1 protein-coding gene is annotated in these 319 nt (G+C 56.1%); it reads left to right on the top strand.

The window, feature by feature from the left end; translation table 11 throughout:
* On the top strand, positions 1-319 hold a 319-nt coding region (locus HBA93_RS20045), incomplete at both ends, for a biosynthetic peptidoglycan transglycosylase (RefSeq protein WP_221724449.1).

Raw genomic sequence — 319 nt, 5'->3', positions numbered from 1 at the left:
CAGCAGCGACGGTGAGCCAAGCCGTGGCGCTTCGACCATTCCGATGCAGACGGTGAAGAATCTCTTCCTCTGGAACGGGCGCTCCTATGTGCGCAAAGCGCTGGAATTTCCGCTGGCTCAAGGCGCTTCATTGATTCTTTCCAAACGCCGGATGATGGAGATTTATCTCAATATCGTCGAATGGGGAGACGGGATTTATGGCGTTGAGGCCGCTGCCCAGCATTATTTCAAACGCCCTGCATCCAAGCTGACTGCACGGCAGGCGGCTTATCTGGCCGTTACGCTGCCGAATCCGATTCTCCGTGATGCGTCCAAACCC

The sequence above is a fragment of the Ochrobactrum sp. SFR4 genome, from assembly GCF_019730395.1.
Lineage (GTDB): Bacteria > Pseudomonadota > Alphaproteobacteria > Rhizobiales > Rhizobiaceae > Pseudochrobactrum.
This window is presented reverse-complemented; position numbering and strand designations above follow the sequence as displayed.